This window comes from Fluviicola sp., from assembly GCF_039596355.1.
Lineage (GTDB): Bacteria > Bacteroidota > Bacteroidia > Flavobacteriales_D > Crocinitomicaceae > Fluviicola.
In genome coordinates this window covers 99,897-117,555 of record NZ_JBCNJW010000008.1, presented here as the reverse complement: position 1 = coordinate 117,555, position 17,659 = coordinate 99,897, and the positions used below count along the sequence as shown (strand labels likewise).

At 44.8% G+C, this 17,659-nt stretch carries 11 protein-coding genes; 8 read left to right on the top strand and 3 right to left on the bottom strand.

Annotation, left to right across the window (positions count from 1 at the left end; translation table 11 throughout):
• The first annotated feature begins 52 nt into the window (after positions 1-52).
• The 5 genes from truA (at position 53) to ABDV94_RS14650 (ending at position 11,855) form a co-directional block, all read left to right on the top strand.
• A complete protein-coding gene (truA, locus tag ABDV94_RS14670) occupies positions 53-820 on the top strand; it encodes a tRNA pseudouridine(38-40) synthase TruA (protein ID WP_343747956.1) in 768 nt (255 codons plus the stop codon).
• Between the two features lie 32 nt (positions 821-852).
• Positions 853-3,762, top strand: coding sequence for a histidine kinase (locus ABDV94_RS14665; protein ID WP_343747955.1), 2,910 nt, complete (start codon positions 853-855; stop codon positions 3,760-3,762).
• 72 nt (positions 3,763-3,834) lie between these two features.
• Positions 3,835-6,780: a histidine kinase gene (locus ABDV94_RS14660; RefSeq protein WP_343747954.1), complete on the top strand. Its 2,946-nt coding sequence runs from the start codon at positions 3,835-3,837 to the stop codon at positions 6,778-6,780.
• Positions 6,781-6,784: 4 nt separating this feature from the next.
• The gene (locus ABDV94_RS14655) at positions 6,785-9,763 is read left to right on the top strand and encodes a histidine kinase (protein ID WP_343747953.1); all 2,979 of its coding nucleotides are present in this window, start codon (positions 6,785-6,787) and stop codon (positions 9,761-9,763) included.
• A 49-nt stretch (positions 9,764-9,812) separates the two neighbouring features.
• Positions 9,813-11,855, top strand: coding sequence for a transglutaminase-like domain-containing protein (locus tag ABDV94_RS14650; RefSeq protein ID WP_343747952.1), 2,043 nt, complete (start codon positions 9,813-9,815; stop codon positions 11,853-11,855).
• Positions 11,856-11,972: 117 nt separating this feature from the next.
• Here the strand turns inward: ABDV94_RS14650 and tyrS are convergent, their stop codons facing one another.
• Positions 11,973-13,253, bottom strand: a complete 1,281-nt coding sequence (gene tyrS, locus ABDV94_RS14645; RefSeq protein ID WP_343747951.1) for a tyrosine--tRNA ligase — start codon at positions 13,251-13,253, stop codon at positions 11,973-11,975.
• Between the two features lie 228 nt (positions 13,254-13,481).
• On the opposite strand from tyrS, the gene ABDV94_RS14640 reads away from it, so the two are divergent.
• The 3 genes from ABDV94_RS14640 (at position 13,482) to aqpZ (ending at position 15,832) form a co-directional block, all read left to right on the top strand.
• A complete protein-coding gene (locus ABDV94_RS14640) occupies positions 13,482-14,288 on the top strand; it encodes a T9SS type A sorting domain-containing protein (protein ID WP_343747950.1) in 807 nt (268 codons plus the stop codon).
• Positions 14,289-14,392: 104 nt separating this feature from the next.
• Positions 14,393-15,061, top strand: a complete 669-nt coding sequence (locus ABDV94_RS14635; protein WP_343747949.1) for a queuosine precursor transporter — start codon at positions 14,393-14,395, stop codon at positions 15,059-15,061.
• A gap of 84 nt (positions 15,062-15,145) precedes the next feature.
• A complete protein-coding gene (aqpZ, locus tag ABDV94_RS14630) occupies positions 15,146-15,832 on the top strand; it encodes an aquaporin Z (RefSeq protein WP_343747948.1) in 687 nt (228 codons plus the stop codon).
• A 77-nt stretch (positions 15,833-15,909) separates the two neighbouring features.
• Here the strand turns inward: aqpZ and ABDV94_RS14625 are convergent, their stop codons facing one another.
• Positions 15,910-16,722, bottom strand: coding sequence for a hypothetical protein (locus ABDV94_RS14625; RefSeq protein ID WP_343747947.1), 813 nt, complete (start codon positions 16,720-16,722; stop codon positions 15,910-15,912).
• A gap of 12 nt (positions 16,723-16,734) precedes the next feature.
• A complete protein-coding gene (gene gldA, locus ABDV94_RS14620; protein WP_343747946.1) occupies positions 16,735-17,640 on the bottom strand; it encodes a gliding motility-associated ABC transporter ATP-binding subunit GldA in 906 nt (301 codons plus the stop codon).
• Positions 17,641-17,659 lie beyond the last annotated feature (19 nt).

Sequence of the window (17,659 nt, the reverse complement as noted above, 5' to 3'; positions counted from 1 at the left end):
TCCTGAACAGGAACTTTACCCGTAAAGCCAAAGGATTGTTTAACTTTGCTTTATGAACTTTCGATACGCTTTGGAACTCGCTTATCGCGGAACGGATTACCACGGCTGGCAGATTCAGCCCAATGCATCTTCCGTTCAGGAGGAAATAGAACGCAGACTTTCCCAACTGGCCGGAAATACGCCGGTTTCGGTGGTGGGATGTGGCAGAACGGATACCGGAGTTCATGCATCGTATTATGTACTGCATTTCGAAATGGAAAGGGAAGCAAACTGTGCCCAGCTGATGTACAAGCTGAATAAAATGCTCCCGGACGATATTTCCGTGTTTTCCGTGCAGCCCGTAAGCGGGGAATTTCATGCGCGTTTTTCTGCTGTATCACGAACCTATCACTACTTTGTAAACCTGGAAAAAAATCCCTTTGCGCTCGATAGCTGGCATGTGCCCCGGGAATGCGATTTCGAAGCAATGAATCGTGCCGCGAAGCAGTTGATCGGAACACAGGATTTCACGTCGTTTTCCAAGTTGCATACGGATGTGAAAACGAATATCTGTACGGTCTACAAAGCTTCCTGGATCCGGCAAACGGATCAAAACTGGTATTTCGAAATCCAGGCAGACCGTTTTTTGCGCAACATGGTGCGGGCGGTGGTTGGAACATTGATCGATGTGGGATTGGGCAAGCTGGCGGAAAATCAACTTCCGGAAATCATCGCAATGAAAGACCGGGGCGAAGCCAAACTTTCCGTTCCGGCAAAAGGATTGTTCCTGGTGGATGTGGAATATCCGGCAGCCTTGTTCACGAAAATAAAAAAGCAGTAGAAGTGATGTGGTGCAGGCTGACTTTTTTGTTGATGATGACAGTTCTTTTGGGAACTGTAGCTTCCGCGCAGCCGCAGCATGTGAACTGGGAACCGTTGAACAAGGTGTTCTCGATTAAAGAAGGACTGCCCAGCTCCGAAACCTATTTTGTACACCAGGACCGGCAGGGATATATCTGGTTTTGTACCGACCGGGGAGTGGTTCGTTATGACGGATTTCACCTGCAGACCTTTACGATGAAAAACGGGCTTCCGGATAACGTGATTTTCTGGATTTACGAAGATTACAAAGGAAGGGTCTGGTTTGTCAGTTACGGAGGCCAGTTGAGCTACTACGATTATACCCGCAACCGGGTAATCAAATACAAATACAATGATTTAATTGCTGATTATATCGGGAATAACCTGTATCCGCATAAAACATTTTCCATCGACCGGGAAGACAATGTGAGTTTTGGCTCCGGGAACCTGGGAATCCTGAAAATTGATGCCAAAGGGAAATCTAAGATTGTTGTCTACAAGGATGATTACTGCACGTTCGACCTGGTGAACGGAACCTATCTGTCGACGTTTAACCTGTTGAAAACACAGGAAGTATTTCCCAATTCTTACATCATGAATATCCGCAAAGATGGGAAACTGGTGAAGAAGGTCACGAATAATACGGTCTACCAGGTGTATATGCCGAATTACCTGATGGAGCTGAAAAAAATAAAGAATGTAGAAATCGGCAGAATCCAGGATTGCTTTTTTGATTTGAAAACCCCGGATGATGTGCTCCGGATTCCGGGAACAACCGGTTATTTTCCGATCGGAAATGACGTGTGGATCACGACCATCGAAGGAGTATACAAACTGAAAGATGTTCCCCGCTACGGATTTACCAAAGCTCCGAGAATCCGCTATTTGAAAGGTTACCGGGTTTCCGCCGTTTTTTTGGACCAGGAAAAAGGACTCTGGTTTTCGACCCTGGATAAAGGAGTGATTTACATTCCGAACATGGTGGTGAGAAACGTACCTGTTTTCCATGATCAGATTGAAATGAACGTTTCCCACGTGGTTATTGATTCCTATAATGAATTGATCTATTCCAATCACCTGGGCGTGTACCGTCTGAATAATCAGAAACCCATTCTGGAAACAAATGGAATGTCGCGTAATTCCCTGACGCGGTTTTCAGATATCCTGCTGATCTCGAAGAACAAAAGCCCGGTGTCGATGAAAGACAAAAACTGGCTGGTCTTCAATTATTACGATTGCTACAATGAAGGTGACACCAGTGCCATTGCCTGTTCATCCATGATTGCGCGGATTCACAAAAACGGGACAATAGATACGTTGTATGATTATTTCGATTACAAAAGGCATCAAAAGAACATGCACCATTTTTTTGAAACAGTTTGTTCGTCGGATAAAGGAGAGATTTTTGCCGGAAATGCGAAAGGATTGTTCTGTTTCAAAAATGGCCGCTGGGACAATTCCATGTTCCCGGAAATCCTTCGTGAAAACCGGGTTTCCCGCGTCCGTTATTCCAAAGAATTGGGCTTGATCGTCGGGACGAGAGGAAACGGGATTATTGTGTTTAAGAACAACCGCGTAACACACCACATCACGAACGAAAACGGACTGATCAGTGATCAGATCAATACCATTGTGGTGGAGCCTGGCGGAAGAGTTTGCTGGGTAACTTCCAACAATGGGGTGTCTAAACTTATTTTCCTCAATAAGGAATTTGTGAAGATTCACAATGTGCTTGGCGTAAACGGATTGATCTCCAACGAAGTAAATAACCTCTGTCTGAGCCGGAATATGGTATACCTGGCAACGAAGCGGGGACTGTCAAAATTCCCTACTGATTTGCGCTTCCTGCTGAACAAACACAAGAAGCAGGTTTCCGTGCGGGATGTGAATGTAGACGGGGGGCCAGTTAAAACAACCGGGCAGAATCTCCTGTTGAAGAGCAACTCGAAAATGATCCACATCGAACTGAAGAGTACGAACTACAAAAGTTTCGGAAACCAGAACTACAAATACCGCTTGTCTGACGCGGATAAATGGATCTACGGGAATTCGGGAAGCATTGATTTTTACGATTTGTCTTCGGGAGAATACCACCTCGAATTGTCATACATGAGCGACAACGGAATCTGGCAGCATCCTTATGGTATTTTGAATATTCAGAAACCGGAGCGTTTTATTGAAACCATTTGGTTCTACATCCTGCTGGTATTGATGAGTTTTTCCGGTGCGTTTTTGCTGATCCGCCGCAGAAGCATTCAGTTGAATAAACAGCGTGACTATAAGCGCCAGATTGAGAAACTGGAACAAAAGGCACTTTTGGCACAGATGAACCCACATTTTATATTCAACGCGCTGAACTCCATCCAGAGCTTTTTGATGTACCAGGAAAACGAACTGGCAGAAAGATACCTGCTGAAGTTATCGCAGCTGATTCGCATGACGCTGAATAATTCCCGTGAAAGCGAAATCAACATTGAACGGGAAATTGATGTCCTTCACAAGTACCTCGAATTGGAAAAGATGAGGTACAAAGACCGTTTCGACTTTGCATTTGATATTCATCTTTCCGGTGCAGAACTGCGTAAATGCATTCCACCGATGCTGATTCAGCCATTCGTGGAAAACTCCATCATTCACGGGTTCAAAAATCTCAAGGAAGGAGGACTCCTGACAATCCGGTTCCTGAAAATTTCCAACCAGGTTCTGTCAGTGGAAATCAGCGACAACGGCATGGGATATCAGAATACCATCGATCAAAAAACAACAGAACACCAATCACATGGCACGAAGATCACGTCCGAACGCCTGGATTTGTTCCGTCAAAAATACGGAGGAACATTTGAGTATCAGATCGAAACACTGACAGATAGCACCGGAAGGGCTACGGGGACAATCGTTCGGATGGTTATTCCGGTAATTTAAAACAGGGATATTGTGAACACTTCCAAAAAATGTACTTTTGAATAAATTTTTCCTAAAACCATAAATAAGACCTTGCTGCAGAAAATCGTCATAGTGTTTTGTGTGTTTCTTTTGGGGACGGGAGTAGCCTTTCCGCAGGAGAACGACTGGCATCCGGCCTACAGGCATATTTCTGTGGATGACGGCCTACCCAGCTCAGAAACATATTACACCTACCAGGACCGGAAAGGATATATGTGGTTCTGCACAGACAGAGGAGTGGTGAAGTATGACGGTTACCGGATGACCCTGTTCACCAAAAAGCAAGGGTTACTGGATAATGTGGTTTTTCGGGTCTTCGAAGATTACAAAGGAAGAATCTGGTTTCATACCATGAATAACCGGGTGTGCTATTACGAAAACGGAAAAATCTACCCCTACAAATACAATGCGATCATCCATCAATACATCCGAAGTAAATCAACCAATTTTACCTGGTTGTATGTGGACTCGAATGACTGTTTGTATTTTTCCATTAAGTCATGCCCGCTGCTGAAAATTGACAAAAACGGCAAAAAATCCGAAGATAGTCGAAAGAACCGTTTTGTCTTTACAAAAGTGGAAAACGATTGGGTCTTGTCTTTTGATTTCAGAAACAACCTCCGGAAAGAAAATCCAATTGACGGAGCTTATTTTCGATACGATGGAAAAAAGGCTTTTATTCCCCGGGAAAAAATGGACTCGCTCTTTTTTGCCGGCAGGAGCCTGGTTGTTCAGGTAGGAAAAAGTGTTTTCACATCATTAAATGAACACGTTTACTCCGTAGATAAGCAAACCAATCTGAATCATCTGAATCATGGCTATATGGTAGGACTGTTCGTCACCGGAAACGATCTGTGGGTGTGCAGTGCGAACGGTGTTTACTACTACAGGTCGGCAGATAAGCATGGATTTAATAGCAAGCCGCTTCATTATTTGAAAGGTTATACCGTGACATCGGTTTTCAGAGACAGGCAGGGCGGTTATTGGTTTTCTACTTTGGAGAATGGGATCTTATATACGCCAAGTTTGTATGTTTTGAACCAGGAACTATCCAAGAAACAGTTGGAAAATAACTTGTATTCGGTCATGGTCAACCGAAACTACTTCGTGGTTTCTACTTTGAACGGTGTGTTTGACTTCAAAACAAAGAAACAGCTTCTAAATATTGTCACCCACTCAAGAAGCTGCATTGCCAATATTGGAGAAAAAGTATTGATTCCGGCACCTGCAGAAGGTAAGCCCGCGGATTATAAGATTAACGGGATGAGATGCTTCCGGTCTTCTGCGATCAACTGGTCAGTTTATGATGATCAAAATGTTATTACCTGTGGCCCGGCTCTGGCGGTGTACAATGCACATGGAAAGGAAACATTCCTCTTTAGTAAGAGTGGTGAGCGCGACCTGAAATGCTTTCAACATGTGAAACATATCATCACGTCGGTGTGTGTGTCAGCAGATCGTAACCTGTATATCGGAGACCTGGAAGGGCTTTACCGCTTTGATGAAGGAAAAAAAATGTTCCTTCCGTATGGAAAGATCTTCACAGGAGTCCATGTTTCTGATTTGTGGTACGACAAGCAGTGGGGGATCATTGTAGGAACGCGCGGAAAAGGTGTTTATCTCATCCGGAATGACAAAGTCGTTCGCCTGTTCAATGAAAAGAACGGGTTGATTAATGATCAGGTAAATAGCATTTATGTCGACAAGAACAAGTATTTGTATGTCTGTACCAACGAAGGTGTTTCGCGGATCTTTTTCGAGGGCGGAAGCCTTTTTCGGATTGCCAACCTGACGAAATACCAGGGGATGAATTCTTCGGAGGTCAACAATGTTTGTGAATACGATGGAACGGTGTACCTGGCAACCAAAAAAGGCTTGTCGAAAGTGAATTCGGACTATACCTGGGGGAATGGCTATGCTCCGAGACAGATCCGGGTTTCTGAAGTGTACTCAAACGGCAGACACATAGATTCTGAAAACGAGGTGCTTCATTTTAAGGCTTCGGAAAAGGTAATCCGGATTCGTTTGATGAATTACAACTACAAGACCCAGGGAAAAATGCCCTACCAATACCGGTTGTCACACAACCAGGAATGGATCGGCGGGAACAACGGTGAAATTGTTCTGCTGAACCCGGCTTACGGGCTTTTTGACATTGAAATCCGCTATAAAAATGAATTTGGATCCTGGTCCGCGCCTTATCTGCTGAAATCGATCGAAGTACTGCCGCCATTCTACAATACCGGTTGGTTTTACTTCCTGTTGATCCTGCTTTTCCTGCTCACTGCCATCTGGATTTTTTCCTACCGCATCCGCGTAATCAAGCGCCGCGTCAAACTGCGCCGGAATATGGAATTGCTGGAACAGAAAGCGCTTTTGGCACAGATGAACCCACACTTCATTTTCAATGCCCTGAACTCGATCCAGAGTTTTCTTTTATACAACGAAAATGAACTGGCGGAACGCTACCTGCTGAAGCTGTCGAAACTGATCCGGATGACGCTGACCAATTCGCGGGAAACCGAAATTACGATCCGCAGAGAACTGGATTCCCTGCAGATGTACCTCGAACTGGAACAAATGCGCTTCAAAAACCGCTTCGATTTTGAGTTTCATATTGCCCTTTCTGTGGCCGATTTACAGCAATACATTCCGCCGATGCTGATTCAACCCTTTGTGGAAAATGCCATTATCCACGGATTTAAGGGCTTGAAGGAAGGTGGCGAAATCGAACTGAACATCGGTGGGATTTCCGATAATATCCTGTACGTGGAAATCAGCGACAACGGGCACGGGTATGAAGATGCAAAAGCAGGAGATTCGGAAGACGGACACAAATCGTACGGCACGCAAATTACCTCGGAACGCTTGAATTTGTTCAAAGAAAAATACCAGTCCGAATTTCAGTTTACCATTGAAAAGCGCACGGACGAAGAGGGAAATACCATTGGTACACGGGTCAAAATCACCATACCGGTATTCGGCAAAAATCAATAAGGGAATGAATGCACTTAAATCCGGCTTACTGATCCAAAGAACAATTGCAGGAAAGTGGTGTACCTGTTCGTTTTTGCTTGTATTGCTTTTCTCTTTTTCCGCTGCGCCTACTTCTTTTTCACAAACTCCCGAATGGAAACCTGTTTACACCCATATTACAGTCAAAGATGGACTTCCCAGTTTAGAAACCTATTTTGTGCATGAAGACAAAAAAGGATATATCTGGTTTTGTACGGATCGGGGAGTTGTGCGTTACGACGGATTCAGATTGCGGGTTTTCGATAAAAAAGACGGCCTTTCGGACAATGTGGTATTCACGATCCAGGAAGACCCTTCGGGCAAATTGTGGTTTTTCTGCTATAACGGTACCTTGTCTTATTACGATCCGCAGACAGAACGGATTTATCCCTACAAATACAACCACCTGCTGGCAAAAACGAACCATAAAGATTTCAATGTCAGTAAGAAGTTTACCGTTGATCAGGATGGAAATGTGGATTATACCGGCGGATATGAAACCGTCCACGTTACCGCGAAAGGGAAAGTAACAACCTATCCGGTAGGGCGTTATCGATCCTATCCGATTAAAAGACATACCCGGCTTGCGGATGGTACCTGGATTTTTTCGGCCAAACTATCGAGCGACAGGAATGCGATGAGAACCATCCAGATTTGTTATTCCAAAAGCAAAACCCGTTTCTTTTCGCTCCCGGAGCGGATCGTTAAAACAGACATTTTTGAAATCAATAAGCATTGTTTTTTACGGATGGACGGAACGGTTGTAGACTTGCAAAATCCGTCGAACCGGCATGATTTCGTTCAATATACCGGTATTTTTAATGTGGGTGGTGAGCTTTGGGTAACGACACTTTCCGGAGCATACCGGTTTAAAAACCCGGATAAAGCAGATTTAAACAAGCCGGATGGGGTGTACCTGACCGATCAGAAAGTAACAGCTGTAAACTGCGACCGGCAGGGAGGTTTCTGGTTCGCAACACTGGACGACGGGATTTATTATACACCAAGTTTGGAAGTGGTGCACTGCATTCCGCATGAACATAAAAATGAAAATACCATTTACGATATCAACGGAATCGGAGACAACGTCTACTATGCTTCCGCGTTTGGGTATTTTGAGCTGAAATCGGGGGTTAGTATCCTGAAACATCCCTGGTTTGATCATAACATCGGAATTTGGGGCAACAAGCTGGTACTTTCCTCCATGACACCTAATTGGGGCTTGAGTGTGCAGAAAATACCACAAGGATTTAAGCTGAATGATTTCAGAGGTTGGGCAGTAGACCGCAAAAATGATTTCTATACCGTTCATGCCGTGATTCAGTGCATCGACCACGAAACAGAAGCATTCAGCCTGCTGATCGAAAAATCCCGTTTATACCCGGGAGATAAAAATGTTCCACATCTCTTCAAAGCCATTGCATTTGATGAGTCCAACAGACTTTTTCTGGGTGCTATGACAGGGTTGTATGAAGTTAAAAACAGGCGGATTTTTTCGGTAGAGCTTCCAAAAGACCTGATGGATATCCGGGTGAACGGACTCTTTTACAACAAAAACTGGGGATTGCTGGTTGCCACGCAGGACAAGGGAATGTACATCATGCGAAAAGGGATTGTTGTGAAGCGGATCGGGCAGAAAGACGGCCTTTTATCCGACCAGCTGAATACCGTTTACGTAGATAAATCCGGGGTGCTGTATGCAGGCACTGCCAAAGGCGTTTCACGAATCCGGAAGAGAAAGGACGGCACATTGTCTGTGTCCAATTTAACCGATTTGAAAGGGTTGTCCTCTCCGGATGTTTACAGAATATACGTGAACAAGGAAGGAGTTTACATTGCAACGCGAAACGGAATCACCTTTGTGCCGAAAACCTACGAATGGGAAAAACACCGGGCGCATCATGGACAGATGGAACTGCAGGGTGTTTTTACCAATGGGAAGCCGGTAACCGGCTTGCTGAACGAAATGAAATTCGATGCTTCACAGAAAGTCATCCGTTTTCTGCTGCGGACAACCAATTACAGAACCCTGGGAGCAGGACAGTACAAATACCGTTTCCGGAATTCCGATCCCTGGTCGGTTGGTAGTACAGGAGAATTGATCCTGATCAACCCGCTTTATGAATCGTATCAGCTGGAAATCCGCTACCGGGATGAAAACGGTGATTGGACGGAACCTACTGTTTTGACGCGTTTTTCCATTGCGCCGCCGTTCTATCAAACGTTTTGGTTCTATATCCTGGTTTCGTTTTTGCTCCTGGCCGTGATTGTTTTCTTTCTGGTGCGGAGAGTGCGTGCGCTGAACCACAAAAACGAAGTCCGCCGGAATATGGAAATGCTGGAACAGAAAGCCTTACTGGCACAGATGAACCCGCATTTTATTTTCAACGCATTGAATTCGATTCAAAGTTTCCTGTTGTACAATGAAAACGAACAGGCCGAGCGGTATCTGCTGAAATTGTCGAAGCTGATCCGGATGACGCTGACCAATTCGCGGGAAACCGAAATTCCGATCCAGCGCGAACTCGACTCACTGATCATGTACCTCGAACTGGAACAAATGCGTTTCAAAAACCGCTTTGAATTTGAAATTCACATAAGTCTGTCACATGCCGATTTACACCGGCTTGTTCCCCCGATGCTGATTCAGCCTTTTGTGGAAAATGCCATTATCCACGGGTTCAAAGGACTGAAAGAAGGCGGGAAAATCACGCTGAATGTGAAGGGTATTTCAGATCAGGTGTTGTATGTGGATATCATCGATAACGGACATGGCTACGAAGCGGAAAAAGAATCCGGAGATAAAGATCATAAGTCGTATGGAACTCAGATCACTTCCGAACGATTGAGTTTGTTCCAGCAGAAATACCAGTCCAAATTTCAGTTCACAATTGAGAAATTAACGGATGTTGCAGGGAATTCACTCGGGACAGTTGTCAGAGTTTCTATCCCGGTGATCAATTAATTCACTGAATTACGTACCTTTGCGCTGAAGAACATTCAAATTATTGAACATGAAACCTTACTGCCTTATCCTCTTCCTTCTGGGAGGGAAAATCCTGCTTGGCCAGGAAAAAATCGAATTTCTGAAAACGCCTAAAGAAGCTCAGAAAGACGTAAAAACACTCAGTACTTTTCTCACGCAGGGCCTGTCGGACGACAGTACCAAAGCCGCTCACATTTACCAGTGGGTGACGCACAATATTGCGTACGATTACAAAGCCATTGAGAGTGGAAAACCGCTGGAATACAAATCTGCCGGAGCGGTGCTGAAAGCAAAGAAAACTGTGTGCCAGGGATACAGTGCACTGTTGGTACAGCTGCTGAAAAATGCCGGTATCGACGCCACAACCGTTGAAGGATATACACCGCAATTCCTGTCAGATTCCATTCCGCTGATTGCCGGTTCGGACCACGAATGGGTTGCGTTTAAAATCGGGAAAAAGTGGCATTTGTGTGATCCTACCTGGGATGCCGGTTATATCGGTCGGATTCCGAAATACAAAGAAGATTTGGTGAAAAAGGAAAAGCGCCTGCTTAAAAGAGAGCAGAAGCTGGCAAAAATGACCAAAGAAAAGCGCAAAAAGGCGAAACAGCGCAAGTGGGATAAACAAGATAAGAAGGAAGAAGAAAAAGCAGAAAAAATGCGCGGCGATTACAAGTCGAACATCGGTTTTGTGCGCTTCCCGTCATTGGAATATTTTATGGCCGATCCGGATGAATTTGTGCAGAACCACCTGCCTTCCCAGCCCGAATTCCAGTTGCGCGAGTACCCGGTTTCGATGGAAGATTTCACGCGGAAAACTAAGAACTGGGACACGATCCTGGAACAAAAAAACGGTCATCCGACAGATTTTGAAACGTACGTAGCTGAATACAGTGCTTTGAACCTGAACGATAAATGGATTCAGGTGGCGAAAGACGGTTTGAAGTTCAACCCGGCAAATTATAGCTCTATGGCAGTTCACCATTTCAACTACCTGGGACTGCACCTCAATGACAAGTTCCGGAAGACCTTTGAAATCATTGAAAAAGATGCGTTGCACGAACAGTTCCCGGATTTGAGAGAGATTAACGACAGTGTGGCATTCTACAGCAAGGAAGCGAAGAAAATCAATAAAACATCCTACGGAATCAGCAAGCGGATTGTGGCGGGTGAAACAAAGCTTTTTAAAGTGACGGACAAAGAAGCCAGTTCGATGATTAAGAAAGTATTGTCCGAACAGAAGAAGAACATTTCGCGTCTCGAAAAGGAAAAAGAGAAAATTGCGAAGAACCGCACATGGATAGAGGAGAAGAAGCAAAAAATCCTGATGGAGTCCAGCGCATATGCGACTCCGGTGAGCCTGGATTCTTCCCTGGTTCCACCATCCTATGCCCAATGGAAAGACAGTTTGTTCCAGTCGCTGCTGAAGATTGATTCGCTGAGACAGGGGTGGGATCGCCTCACACACGACGACAAAACATATGAAAAGCGTTTCAAATCACTGAAAACGGCTTATGAAACCAGTTACCGGAATTTGTACATCCTGAATTCCTCCCCGGTGTACTACAGTGATACAGTTATTGCGTACGATTATGAAATTGCAGGCAAGTTGAAAGAATTGTTCCGTTTTCACCAGGAAACATATGATTCGCTGTTCTATCCGGCTGAGATTTTGAAGGAATACAAAACCTTTGAAAAAGTGGTTAAAAGTGGTTTAACCCGATTGAAAGCATACACGAAAAAGAACCCGAATTACCGCTATACAGAAATGAACAAGTACCTAAATGCATTGAATTACCAGGTTCTTTTGTTGATTTCCAATGATCTTGGAAAATTCGTTACAGACCGTTTTGAATTGATGCGCCTGGAGAAATACTATCAGCAGCATTACGAGACCATCCAGGAAAATCTGGAAGATGAGAAAAAATTCAAGGCGGAGAATGCGGAACACAACCTGGAAATCCTCGAGAAGAACAAGAAAAGAACCGATGAGATGTTTGACCAGATGCTGAAGGCAACGGAAAAAACCGAAGAGTTCTTTCAAAAGACTTTGGGAAGTAAACCGAGATAAGAAAAAGTAACCCCAGTAATTCTTTACTATTTTATCGGCCGTATTCTTGTATAGGCCTAAGAAAAAAAGAGGCGCCACGGCGCCTCTAATTAGTTGTATTTTGTTCGATTGAGAATCTTACTCTACAATCACAATGTAATTGTTCTTTTTTCCCTTTCCGAGCAGGATGAATTTGTCGTTGATCAAATCACCCGGACCAACCAGCGTTCCTTCCGAAACCTTATCCTTGTTCAGGGAAATAGCATTTGCTTTCAATTCGCGTTTTGCTTCCCCGTTTGAAGATAAAAAGCCGGTTTTAGAGCCTAATAGGTCAACAATACTAATTCCTTCGGTCAATTCTGCACGCTTGATCGTTGCCATTGGAACACCGTCAAAAATGCTCAGGAAGGCATCATTCGATAATTTTTTCAAATCTTCCGAAGTGGATTTTCCGAACAAAATGTTGGAAGCCGCAATTGCCATGTCCAGCGCTTCTTGTCCGTGAACGCGGATAGTCACCTCCTCCGCAATGGCTTTTTGAAGCGTGCGCAGGTGAGGTGCTTCGTTGTGCTCTCTTTCGAGCGCTTCGATTTCCTCTTTGGACTTCATCGTATAGAAACGGATCAGTTTCACGGCATCTTCATCGGAAGCATTTAACCAAAACTGGTAAAACGCATACGGACTCGTTTTCTCCGGGTCCAGCCACACGGTTCCCGATTCCGTTTTTCCGAATTTTCCACCATCGGCTTTCGTCAGTAACGGACAGGTAAAAGCATATGCCTCACCGCTGTCAATTTTGCGGATCAACTCTGTTCCGGTGGTAATATTTCCCCATTGATCAGAACCGCCGAACTGTACTTTCACCCGGTTGTTACGGTACAGGTGCAGGAAGTCGTATCCCTGGATCAGCTGGTAGGAGAATTCAGTAAAAGAGATCCCGGTTTCCACGCGTTTTTTCACGGAATCCTTCGCACTCATATAATTCACGGTAATGTGCTTTCCGACGTCGCGGATAAAATCCAGGAATGAAAAATGACGCATCCAGTCAAAATTGTTGACCAGTTCCGCCTTGTTTTCACCTTCTTCAAAGTCCAAAAACTGACGCAACTGTTTTTCAACACATGCAATATTGTGGTTCAATGTCTTTTCATCCAATAAATTTCGCTCGGCAGATTTGCCGGTAGGATCCCCAACCATTCCGGTAGCTCCTCCAACCAAAGCAAAAGGCTTGTGACCTGCTAACTGGAAGTGCTTCAGCAACATGATCGGTAACAGGTTTCCCACGTGAAGTGAATCTGCCGTAGGGTCAAAACCCACATAACCAGAAGTCATTTCCTTAAGCAGTTGTTCTTCCAAACCGGGCATGATATCCTGAACCATCCCTCTCCATCTTAATTCTTCAATGACATTCTTTTTCATGTACTTATTTTATTGTTGGTGCAAAAATAGGGGTTTTGACAAGGAATCAAAGCACTTCAAAAAAGGAATCGCAAAATCTCTTCAAATAGGAGGGTTGCCTCTAAAATGATCATCAAAATTGAAAAGCCAGCGTTTTTAATGGGAATGCAATGGTGCCGGAATTTGTTTCCGGATGACGTGGCAACGGGAAGCGGAACCCGCAGTTTAGGAGGAAATTAAATATAACAGATGAAAAACTACATGTATCTCTCCGTGTTTGTGACAGGATTTGCACAGGCACAAACCACCAGTCCGTCTCCGTATTGTACATCGCAATACTCCGATGATTTTATGAATGTGCCCCATGCTGTTGAGCGTGTTCAGTTCGGAACATTGGATCATTCCTCCGGAGCTGCTCAGTATGCCGCACCTCATTACGTCTTTTACAACAACTTGTCCGTAACGGTGAATAAAGGTCAGACACTCAATCTCACCATTACACATGACGACGGTACGACGATTCACGGAATGGCTGCCTGGATTGATTTCAACGGAGATCACGATTTCGATGATGCCGGTGAAAAGGTTGGGGAAACACTTTGGCCGGGTGATGATGATCCGAACACGGGAAATTCCCAAACCTATTCCGTTACGGTTCCAGCCAATGCTGTAAGCGGAACAACCCGCATGCGAATTCGCGTCTATGAAGATGATGATTACACGTTTTCCGGAACAGATCTGCCTGTTTTACCCTGCCAGTTTAACGGACAAGATGCCGATTGGGGTGAAACGGAAGATTACCCGGTAACCATTGCCGGGGGAAGTACGGCTTCACTGACCGAAAACCCGTCTCCGGATGAATACACGTTTGACCAGCAGGTATTCACCTGGTTGTCCGAAGAACCGGTTGTATTGAGTTTGGTAAACAGTGCCGGACAACTTGTATCCACTTCTTCCGGGAACCGGATTGATTTGAGCGCCGTTCCGAATGGAGTTTACCTGATCCGTATCATGGAAACCGACGGAACGTTCAGGCAAGTAAGATTACTGAAGTAAAACCGGAATGGAACATGGGCGTTTTCAGGAAATTATTTTCGGCAAACGCCCGTGATTTCAATAACCGGATGATTCTCCGAAGAAAGTTTTGATTAATTTAGACCATGCTTCAGACTAGAAAAGAAATAGCCTTCATGGTCATGGCGGGAATCTTCATTTCCAGCGCAATTGTAGCGGAGTTGATTTCTGCCAAATTGGTTGATATGGGGCCATATCTGGCACCGATGATTGCAGGAATTGTACCCTGGCCGGTCGTGTTTTTACTGACAGATGTTATGAACGAGTATTTCGGAAAGCAAGCCGTTCGACGGTTGAGCTGGATCACTACCGGTCTGATTGCATTTTGTTTCCTGATCGTTTATGTGGCGGTGCAACTTCCTGCGGCGAAAGGTTCCTGGTTATCTGATGAAGAATTCGGGAAAGCCTTCGGTGGTTCGCTCTGGATCATGGTCGGCAGTATTTGTGCCTTCATTACTTCGCAGTTATTGGACGTTCAATTGTTTCACCTGTTTAATAAATGGACGGGAGGAAAAATGATCTGGCTGAGAAGTACCGGATCGACGGTTTTTTCCCAGTTGGCAGATTCATTCATTGTGGCACTGATCGGTTTGTGGTTTTCGGGAGCTTATCCTCTGAAACTGGTATTGGTTCTGGCGATTACCGGGTACCTGACCAAATTGTTTATTGCAGCCTGTCTCACGCCTTTGATTTACGTCATGCATTACCTGGCAAAGAAAATCCTCGGGGAGAAACCTGTGACGGAAACTAACTAGTTGGTTTTTAATGAGGAATGTTTATATTTAGTACACGGCTTCTGGTGAAGTGCGGTAAGAATTTAACTATAAACACACTGATTTATGAAAAAACTAGTTGCTGAATTTATCGGAACCTTTTGGCTGGTTTTGGGCGGTTGCGGAAGCGCAGTCCTTGCAGCAGGATTCCCGGAGTTGGGAATCGGATTCGTAGGTGTTTCCATTGCTTTTGGTTTAACTGTTCTCACAATGGCTTATGCTATCGGACACATTTCGGGTTGCCACCTGAATCCTGCTGTTACTATAGGTTTATGGGCAGGTGGAAGATTTGAAGCCAAAGATGTATTGCCCTATATCATCGCGCAGGTTTTAGGTGGAATTGCCGGTGCAGGAATCCTTTACCTGATTGCGAGTGGAAAACCGGGATTTGAACTCGGTGGATTTGCCGCCAACGGATTCGGAATGCATTCTCCCGGTGGTTATAGCATGGAATCGGCCTTGATCACAGAAGTTGTCATGACCTTTTTGTTCCTGATCATTATTCTTGGTGCAACTCATAAGAATGCTTCTTCTGGTTTTGCCGGAATTGCTATTGGTTTGGGGTTGACACTCATTCACCTGATCAGCATTCCGGTAACAAATACCTCTGTGAATCCGGCAAGAAGCACCAGTCAGGCTGTTTTTGTGCAGGGATGGGCCTTGGAACAATTGTGGTTATTCTGGCTTGCACCAATTGCAGGAGCAATTATTGCGGGATTCCTTTACCGGTATTTAGCGCCTGTTAAAGACTAATCGATTGATTTACAAGTGTAAATATATGCGTTTACTGCAAGGAAATAGTTCCTTGCAGTACTTTTTTTGCAGTGAGATTATTGCTTGACCAAAACCAGCGATTGATCATTTAGTTCCAGGATTCTGAATGTCATTTTGGAATCCCCGCTAAGCGTAAGCTCCCGGTTTTCAATAGAGATGTAGTAACGGAAAGGCCGCCAGTCGCTGCGCAGATAAACGCCGTCTATAATTCCATTTACGTGAGCAGTCGTATCGGGATCCGGAGCCGGTTCTTCCTTGATTTTGCAAGTTGAAACGGCCGCATTCATGTCAAATGTAAGCTTCGCTTCTGAAGTGATTCCTGTTCTGGAAAGGCGGCAGGTGTCGCCGGGTTTCAGGTCGAAGAATGATTTGGAGAAATGGTCATTCCAGGAACCCAACAGGTGTTTACTCCAGGATAAACTATCGTATGCCCGGGTTAAAATGGTCAGTTTATCATAAAGCGGGAGGCCATTTTCTGAAGCAATACCACTTGTCTCCGTTTCTGCCAGGATGAGCTTATCCGCTTCGGTCGTATACAATATGCGGACTGGGCTTATTCCTTTTTGCCGTGCTTTTTTGGTTTGATAAAGCAGCATCGTGCCTTGCTCGATTGTTGAATTCCCAATGAAAGAAAAGTAAAGTGGATCCGGCGTGTTGATGTAATACCGGAGGTGGAAGATCTGTTCCAGGTGGTCGCTGTTCAAAATGAGTTCAACTTTCCCTTCCGGAGCCTGGTATATCACGGTGTCTTTCAGGTTCACACCAACCATGGAAATATACCAGCGACCTTTCAGAGCGGGTTCCGGATTGTTTTGCGCATACATGAAACAACTGACAAACAACACAACGATGCAGCTCAATTGCTTCATCCTATTGTGATTTTATTTCGTCAATGATTTAAAGACTTCTTCCAGCGATTTTTCTTCCGTACGGAGGGTCAGCACCAATATATTGTGTTGTTGTGCAAACTGGGCCACTGTTTTGCGCAAATCTTCCGCAGACTGGCTTTCGATGAGGTATCTGGATTCGGAGATGCGTTCGATTTTCGAAACGCCCGGAATCTTTTGAAGTTGGTTTTTGGTCACTGTTCCGTCGAACTCCGCATACACAACTTGTGTACTGTCAGTTGCAACCTGTAGGTTCGAAGCCAGGTTATCAGCAACCAATTGTCCTTTGCGGATGATGATGACACGGTCGCAAATTGCTTCTACTTCCTGGAGAATGTGTGTCGAAAGCATTACCGTTTTTTCTTTCCCGATGCGTTTGATCAGCTCCCGGATTTCAACCAATTGGTTAGGATCCAGACCGGAAGTCGGTTCGTCAAGGATCAATACATCCGGGTTGTGAATGATGGCCTGAGCCAATCCTACACGCTGGCGGTAACCCTTGGAAAGCATCCCGATTTTTTTGTTTTGTTCCACTTCCAGACCCACCAGTTGAATCATTTCCTTCACGCGCTCTTTCAGGTTTTTTACCTTGTAGATTTTCCCCACAAACTCCAGGTATTCTTTCACATACATGTCGAGATACAAGGGATTGTTTTCCGGGAGATAACCGATGCGCTTGCGGGTTTCAATGGAATCAACAGAAACGGGAATGCCGCATACCTGGATGCTTCCTTCCGTTGCGGGAATAAACCCGGTGATCATTTTCATGGTAGTCGATTTACCGGCTCCGTTGGGTCCTAAGAAACCGATGATTTCACCTTTTCCGATGGAAAAAGTAATATCGTTCACGGCAGCTTGTTCACCATAATATTTGGAAAGGTTCTTTACTTCAATCGACATACTTAAAACTTTGGCTACG

What these genes read in the sequence shown, in the direction of transcription:
- ABDV94_RS14640 (WP_343747950.1), top strand. Translation starts at nt 13,482, where the DNA reads ATGAAAAACTACATGTATCTCTCCGTGTTTGTGACAGGATTTGCACAG.
- ABDV94_RS14635 (WP_343747949.1), top strand. Translation starts at nt 14,393, where the DNA reads ATGCTTCAGACTAGAAAAGAAATAGCCTTCATGGTCATGGCGGGAATC.
- ABDV94_RS14625 (WP_343747947.1), bottom strand. Translation starts at nt 16,722, where the DNA reads ATGAAGCAATTGAGCTGCATCGTTGTGTTGTTTGTCAGTTGTTTCATG.
- truA (WP_343747956.1), top strand. Translation starts at nt 53, where the DNA reads ATGAACTTTCGATACGCTTTGGAACTCGCTTATCGCGGAACGGATTAC.
- gldA (WP_343747946.1), bottom strand. Translation starts at nt 17,640, where the DNA reads ATGTCGATTGAAGTAAAGAACCTTTCCAAATATTATGGTGAACAAGCT.
- ABDV94_RS14655 (WP_343747953.1), top strand. Translation starts at nt 6,785, where the DNA reads ATGAATGCACTTAAATCCGGCTTACTGATCCAAAGAACAATTGCAGGA.
- tyrS (WP_343747951.1), bottom strand. Translation starts at nt 13,253, where the DNA reads ATGAAAAAGAATGTCATTGAAGAATTAAGATGGAGAGGGATGGTTCAG.
- aqpZ (WP_343747948.1), top strand. Translation starts at nt 15,146, where the DNA reads ATGAAAAAACTAGTTGCTGAATTTATCGGAACCTTTTGGCTGGTTTTG.
- ABDV94_RS14665 (WP_343747955.1), top strand. Translation starts at nt 853, where the DNA reads ATGATGACAGTTCTTTTGGGAACTGTAGCTTCCGCGCAGCCGCAGCAT.
- ABDV94_RS14650 (WP_343747952.1), top strand. Translation starts at nt 9,813, where the DNA reads ATGAAACCTTACTGCCTTATCCTCTTCCTTCTGGGAGGGAAAATCCTG.